The organism is Amycolatopsis sp. NPDC054798 (assembly GCF_053611505.1).
Genome location: NZ_JBSHAM010000047.1, coordinates 64,487 through 70,687, shown reverse-complemented (window position 1 = coordinate 70,687; position 6,201 = coordinate 64,487). Strand labels below are relative to the sequence as shown.

The 6,201-nt window shown below is 69.4% G+C and carries 7 protein-coding genes; 6 read left to right on the top strand and 1 reads right to left on the bottom strand.

Annotation, left to right across the window (positions count from 1 at the left end):
• Positions 1–122: 122 nt before the first annotated feature.
• Positions 123–998, bottom strand: coding sequence for a carbon-nitrogen hydrolase family protein (locus ACWGIC_RS26610; RefSeq protein ID WP_452078643.1), 876 nt, complete (start codon positions 996–998; stop codon positions 123–125).
• 75 nt (positions 999–1,073) lie between these two features.
• Here ACWGIC_RS26610 and ACWGIC_RS26605 point away from each other — a divergent pair, with 75 nt between their 5' ends.
• The 6 genes from ACWGIC_RS26605 (at position 1,074) to ACWGIC_RS26580 (ending at position 6,189) form a co-directional block, all read left to right on the top strand.
• On the top strand, positions 1,074–1,835 hold the full coding sequence (locus ACWGIC_RS26605; RefSeq protein ID WP_452078642.1) for a FadR/GntR family transcriptional regulator: 762 nt from the start codon (positions 1,074–1,076) through the stop codon (positions 1,833–1,835).
• A gap of 10 nt (positions 1,836–1,845) precedes the next feature.
• Complete coding sequence (locus tag ACWGIC_RS26600; RefSeq protein WP_452078641.1) at positions 1,846–2,502, top strand: TetR/AcrR family transcriptional regulator; 657 nt, start codon at positions 1,846–1,848, stop codon at positions 2,500–2,502.
• Positions 2,503–2,704: 202 nt separating this feature from the next.
• Positions 2,705–3,895 (top strand): lipid-transfer protein, encoded by a 1,191-nt coding sequence (locus tag ACWGIC_RS26595; RefSeq protein ID WP_452078640.1) that lies wholly within the window; start codon positions 2,705–2,707, stop codon positions 3,893–3,895.
• Positions 3,896–3,951: 56 nt separating this feature from the next.
• On the top strand, positions 3,952–4,383 hold the full coding sequence (locus ACWGIC_RS26590) for a type II toxin-antitoxin system Rv0910 family toxin (RefSeq protein WP_452078639.1): 432 nt from the start codon (positions 3,952–3,954) through the stop codon (positions 4,381–4,383).
• Positions 4,384–4,410: 27 nt separating this feature from the next.
• A complete protein-coding gene (locus tag ACWGIC_RS26585) occupies positions 4,411–5,274 on the top strand; it encodes a MaoC/PaaZ C-terminal domain-containing protein (protein ID WP_452078638.1) in 864 nt (287 codons plus the stop codon).
• A gap of 36 nt (positions 5,275–5,310) precedes the next feature.
• Entirely contained in the window at positions 5,311–6,189 is an 879-nt protein-coding gene (locus ACWGIC_RS26580) for an SDR family oxidoreductase (RefSeq protein WP_452078637.1), read from the top strand.
• Positions 6,190–6,201 lie beyond the last annotated feature (12 nt).

The window sequence follows — 6,201 nt, the reverse complement described above, 5'->3', positions numbered from 1 at the left end:
CGCCGCGACGATGCCGAACGTGCCGAGCGCGATCAGCGGGGCCATGTAGGCGAGGCCGAACAGGACGACGCCGGGCAGGCCGAGCCGGCGCCGCAGCGCGGCCGGGGCGGTGGACGGGGCGGTCATCGGTCGTCTTCTCCTCGGGGGCGCCAGCGGTCCGGGTCGATCCGCCCCTGGTAGAGCGGCAGCCGCAGCGGAGCGTCGGCGGGGCGGAACTGCTCCCACATCCGGTTGGTTCCCGCGGTGCCCTCGCGGCGGACGCGGGCCACGTCGTCGAGGTCGATCGTGTGCGCGAGGACGCCTTCGGCTTCGCCGGGCAGCGCCGCCAGCACCTCGCCCTCGGGTCCGACGAGGACGCTGTCGCCGCGGCCGGACGGGCCGGCGGTGTTCACGCTCGCGACGAAGACCTGGTTGACGATGGCGTTCGCCCGGGCGAGCACGAGTTCCTGCGCGCGGTCCGGAGTGGTCGTCTGGACGGGGTTGAGCACCACCTCGGCTCCCATCCAGGCGAGGTGCCGGGCGACTTCGGGAAACCAGGCGTCGTAACAGATCGAGAAGCCGACGCGGCCGGCGCCGGCCAGCTCGGCGACGACGAAGCGGTCGCCGGGGTCGTACGGCTCGTGGGGCCGCCACGGGAAGATTTTGCGGTACCAGCCGGCCAGCTCTCCGCGGGGCGAGAACAGCAGGGCGGTGTTGAACAGTTCGCCGCGCTCCCCGGCCTCGCACACTGTGCCCGGCGCGAGCCAGATGCCGAGATCGCCCGCCAGTTCGGCGAGTTCCCGGGTCCGGGGGCCGTGCAGCGGCTCGGCGGTTTCGCGGAGCCGCCGGGTGCGGTCGTCGCCTTCGCCGTCGACGCCGCAGAGGTGCAGTTCGGGGAAAGCGGCCAGGCGGGTGTCCGGGAACCGGCTCAGCAGGGACTCGACCTCGCCGGAGAACCCGGGGGTTCCCGCGGGCCGGGGCGGCGCTTGGGCGAGGGCGATCGGCAGTGGTCGCGGCATGGACGGAAAATAGACCATCTTGAACACTTAAACAAGAGTGCTCATCATGAGCAGTTTGTGCGGTACGGTCGGATCATGACCCCGGCAGACCTCAATTCCCCTGCGGTGACCGGCATCCGGCGGTTGTCCGCTTTGGACACGGTGCGCGCGCGGATCGCCCTCGCGGTGGAGCTGGGCCTGCTGGCGCCAGGGGAGCGGCTGCCCTCGAACGCGGAGATCGCGCGGGCGCTGGACGTCGCGGAGATCACCGTGCGGCGGGCGCTGGAATCCCTGGCCGAGGACGGCGTGATCGAACGCCGTCGCGGCCGGGGCGGCGGCACGCTGGTGGCCGAGCACCCGCCCGCGCGGCGGGTGCGGGAGGTGGGCGCCTACCGGGCGTCGGCCGCCGAGGTGCGGGAGCTGATCGACCACCGGCTGGTGCTCGAGTCCGGGCTGGCCCAGCTGGCGGCCTCGCGATCGCCGGACGTCCCGCGCCTGCGGACGCTGGTCGAGCGGATGCGGGCGGCGGCGGACTGGGCCGAGTTCCACGAGCTGGACACGGAGTTCCACCGCGCGGTGGCGGAGCCGGGCCCGGCCGCGGCGGTGCGGCAGTACGAGGTCGTGCTGGCCGAGCTGCACCGGTTCTATCTGCCGTACCCGATGCCGAAACTGCGCGAGTCGAACCGCGAGCACGCGAAACTGGTGGACGCACTGGAAGCCGGCCGCCCGGAAGCGGCGGCGCGCATCGTGCGCGCCCACGTGGGCCGCCTGCACGAGACGATGTTCGTCGGCCTGGCCGGAACCCGGGCCGCCGGTGCGCGGTCGTTCCCGGACGGCGCGGACCGGGCGGATTGCTAGGCTGCTTCCTGTGTCGGTCGTCCAGAATCGCCCCAGTCGCCGTACGCAGGAAGAGCGTACTGCGGCGACACGGCAGCGCCTGCTGGAATCGACGATCGACTGCCTGGTGGAATACGGCTACGCGGGGACCACGACGACGCGGGTCGCCGAACTCGCCGGTGTCACGCGAGGCGCGCAGGTGCACCATTTCCGCACCAAGAACGACCTGGTGACCGCCGCCGTCCGGCATCTCGCGGTGAAGCGGTCCAATGCCGCGCTGGAGCAGGTGGACCGGCTGCGCGGAGCGGACGACATCCTCGACGCGGCGCTGGACCTGCTCTGGGACACCCATCAGGGGCCGATCTTCGCGGCCACGACGGAACTCTGGACAGCCGCGCGCACCGATCCGGACCTGCGGGCCAAGATGCGCCAGGTGGAGCCGATGGTCGACGCCGCACTGCTGAGTTTCGGCTCGGAACTGATGCCGGGTTTCGCCGACCACCCGCAGTTCCTGCACTGGGCCTACACCGCGATGGATACCGTGCGCGGGATCCTGATGGGCAGCAGCGTGGTCGGCGACGCCCAGGTCGACCAGCGGTGGCGCCGAGCGAAGGCGCACCTCAAGATCGTCGGCGAACAGGCGCTCTCCGCGGCCGGAGTGGCGCTCGTGCGGAAGCCTGCCGAATAGCCTCGCTCTCTCGGAGGGGTCGCTCCTGCAGGCCCGACCTTCCCCAACTTACCTTCAAGCTTGTTTGTAAGTTGAGATCACTAAGCCCCTGATCAACCGGCATGTAGTCACTGGCTCACGTTCGCAGGCTGTCGATCCGCCCTTGATAAATACAGCACGGAATGTATGTTTGTGCGCAGGCAAGCGACGAGGAGGTCCGCGGGTGGCGAACAAGGTGTACGTCGTCGGCGTCGGCATGACGAAGTTCGAGAAGCCGGGCAGCCGCCCGGACTGGGATTACCCGCAGATGGCGAAGGAAGCCGGAACCAACGCCCTCGCCGACGCCGGGATTTCCTACGACCGGATCGAGCAGGCCTACGTCGGGTACGTCTACGGCGAATCCACCTCCGGCCAGCGCGCGCTCTACGAGCTGGGGATGACCGGCCTCCCGGTGGTCAACGTCAACAACAACTGCTCGACCGGTTCGACCGCGCTCTACCTCGCCGCGCAGGCGGTCAAGAGCGGCCAGGCGGACTGCGCGCTGGCACTCGGTTTCGAGAAGATGCAGCCGGGCTCCCTCGGGTCGACGTTCGACGACCGGGAACAGCCGCTGGGCAACCACATGCAGGCCCTCGCCGAGATCTCCGAAGTGCTCTTCCCGCCCGCTCCGTGGATGTTCGGCGCGGCGGGCCGCGAGCACATGAAGCGGTACGGCACCACGGCCGAACACTTCGCGAAGATCGGCGAGAAGAACCACCGGCACTCGGTGCACAACCCGTACGCGCAGTTCCAGGACGAGTACACCCTCGACGACATCAAGAACTCGCGCACGGTCTACGACCCGCTGACGAAATTGCAGTGCTCGCCGACCTCGGACGGTTCGGGCGCGGTGATCCTCGCCAGCGAGTCCTTTGTGGACCAGCACGCGCTCGCCGGCCAGGCGGCGGAGATCGTCGGCCAGGCGATGACGACCGATTTCCGCTCCACTTTCGACGGCACCGCCAAGAACATCGTCGGCTACGACATGAGCGTCCAGGCCGCGCGCAAGGTGTACGAGCAGTCGGGGCTCGGAGCCGCGGACTTTCAGGTCATCGAATTGCACGACTGCTTTTCCGCCAACGAACTGCTGCTTTACGAAGCACTCGGGCTCTGCGGCGAGGGCGAAGCAGGCGCACTGATCGACAACGCCGAGACGACCTACGGCGGCAAATGGGTGGTGAACCCGTCGGGCGGCCTGATCTCCAAAGGACATCCGCTCGGCGCGACCGGCCTCGCTCAGTGCGCCGAACTCACCTGGCAGCTCCGCGGCACCGCGGGCAACCGCCAGGTCGACGGCGTCACCGCGGCACTGCAGCACAACATCGGCCTCGGCGGGGCCGCCGTGGTCACCGCCTACCAGCGCGCCGAACGCTGAACCGCCAGTACTTCCCTTAGCCAGCACCGCATTCCCGCCAGCAACCAGGAGGAACCATGGGCCAGGTCAACGCTGTCGCCGAGATCGCCGCCCCGCCGGAGCGCGTCTGGGCCGAGTTCTCGAACCCCCGCAACTTCGAGAACTGGCTGACCATCCACAGCAAATGGAAGGGCGAGGTGCCAGCCGAGTTCAGCAAGGGGTCGCAGGCCGCCCAGGTGGTCACCATGCTCGGCATGCCGAACACCATCACCTGGACCGTCGACGAGTACGACGCGCCGAACCGGCTGGTCATCTCCGGGGTCGGCATGGCAGGCGTCAAATGCACCTTCACCCTCTCGGTCGAGCCCGAGGGCAGCGGTTCCAAGGCCGCGATCGCCGCCGGATTCGAAGGGCAGATGATCGTCGGCGCGCTCGGCAAGGCCGTGGAGAAGGACGCCAAGAAGCAGCTCGACGACTCGCTGGGCAAGTTCGCCGCGCTGGTCGCCTGACTCCCTCCGGTCCGCAAAGGAGCAACGATGGCCGACACCGCACTCCGGTTCGACCGGAACGGGCTGGACGTCTGGACCGAGGAAACCGCCTTCGAGGTCACCCGGGAACGCTTGATCGAGTACGCCGAGGCGACCAACGACCCCATTCCCGCCCACCTCGCCGGGGAGGTCGCCAGCCCGGTCTTCGGGATCGTCCCGGTGTTCCAGTCGCTGCTGGAACCGGCGCTGGAGGTGGTGCCGGTCGAACTGCTCGGCAAAGTGCTGCACGGCGAACAGGACTTCCGCTTCCACCGGCCGATCCGGCCCGGCGACAAACTCGTCGCCAAGGGCGTGATGACCGGCTGGAAGGGACTGGGCAACGGCACCGCGGCGTGCGTCCGCCTCGAAACCCGCGACGAGCGCGGCGAACTGGTCAACGAGCAGTACGTGACCTTCTTCGTCCGCGGTTTCGACACCGGCGACACGGTCGGCGTCCAAGCTCCGGGACACAAGTTCGACGACTCCCTCCGGGAACGCGAACCGGACTTCGCCGTGCCCCAGCACCTCGACGAGGACCAGACCTTCCGGTACGGCCCGGCCGCCGGCGACCCGATGCCGATCCACCTGGACGAGGAGATCGCGAAGGCGTCCGGGCTGCCGGGGATCATCGCGCACGGCCTGTGCACGCTGGCCTTCGCTTCCTGGGCGGTGCTGACCGAGGCCGGCGGCTCGGACGTCAGCCGGCTGAAGCGGCTCGCGGTGCGCTTCGCCAAACCAGTGCTGCCTGGGCAGGACATCACCACCCGCGTCTGGAAGGCCGGCTCGGCCGGCGGCGTGACCTCTTATGCCTACGAGACCACCGTGGGCGAGACCGTCGTGCTCAAGGACGGCCTCGCCGAACTGACGGACTGACCGCGCGAAAATCCGTGCGCACCAAGGAGAACCACCATGGGACAACTGGACGGACGGGTAGCCGTCATCACCGGTGCCGGCCGCGGCATCGGCCGGGAGCATGCGCTGTTGTTCGCGAGCGAGGGCGCGAGCGTCGTCGTCAACGACCTCGGCGGCGCCAATGACGGAGCCGGCTCTGACGCAGGCCCGGCCCAAGAGGTGGTCGACGAGATCACCGCGGCTGGCGGGAAGGCCGCAGCCAGCACCGAAAACGTCGCTGCCTGGCAAGGGGCGAAGGCACTGGTCGACCAGGCGGTGGCCGAATTCGGCAGGCTGGACGTGGTGGTGAACAACGCGGGCATCCTGCGCGACGCGTTCGTGGCCGGGATGACCGAAGCACAGTGGGATTCGGTCATCGACGTGCACCTCAAGGGGCACGCAGCGGTGCTGCATCACGCGGCGGCTTATTGGAAGGAGCGGTCGAAGGCAGGCGAGCAGGTCGCCGGGTCGGTGATCAACACCGCGTCGGCGTCCGGGGTCACCGTGCCGAACGCGGGGCAGGCGAACTACGGCGCCGCGAAGGCCGGGATCGCTGCGCTGACCTTGGTCGCCGCCGCGGAGCTGGAGCGGTACGGCGTGCGGGTCAACGCGATCGCGCCGATCGCCCGCACCCGGCTCACCCTGGCGACCCCGGGAATGGGCGCGATTTTCGCCCAGCCCGTCGCCGACGGCGAGTTCGACGCCTTCTCCCCGGCCAACATCGCCCCGCTGGTCGCTTATCTGGCCACCGAAAAGTGCCCGCACACCGGCCAGGTTTTCGCCGTGCAGGGCGGCTGCATCCAGAAGCTCCAGGGATGGACCGTCGCCGAGACGACCGAGACCGACCAGCCGTGGACGTTGTCCGAAGTAGACTCCCGGCTCGCCGGCTGGGCCTGAATTCCTCGCGGG

Excerpts from the sequence above, each read along its gene's own strand:
- ACWGIC_RS26610 (WP_452078643.1), bottom strand. The coding sequence starts at position 998 with ATGCCGCGACCACTGCCGATCGCCCTCGCCCAAGCGCCGCCCCGGCCC.
- ACWGIC_RS26605 (WP_452078642.1), top strand. The coding sequence starts at position 1,074 with ATGACCCCGGCAGACCTCAATTCCCCTGCGGTGACCGGCATCCGGCGG.
- ACWGIC_RS26590 (WP_452078639.1), top strand. The coding sequence starts at position 3,952 with ATGGGCCAGGTCAACGCTGTCGCCGAGATCGCCGCCCCGCCGGAGCGC.
- ACWGIC_RS26585 (WP_452078638.1), top strand. The coding sequence starts at position 4,411 with ATGGCCGACACCGCACTCCGGTTCGACCGGAACGGGCTGGACGTCTGG.
- ACWGIC_RS26580 (WP_452078637.1), top strand. The coding sequence starts at position 5,311 with ATGGGACAACTGGACGGACGGGTAGCCGTCATCACCGGTGCCGGCCGC.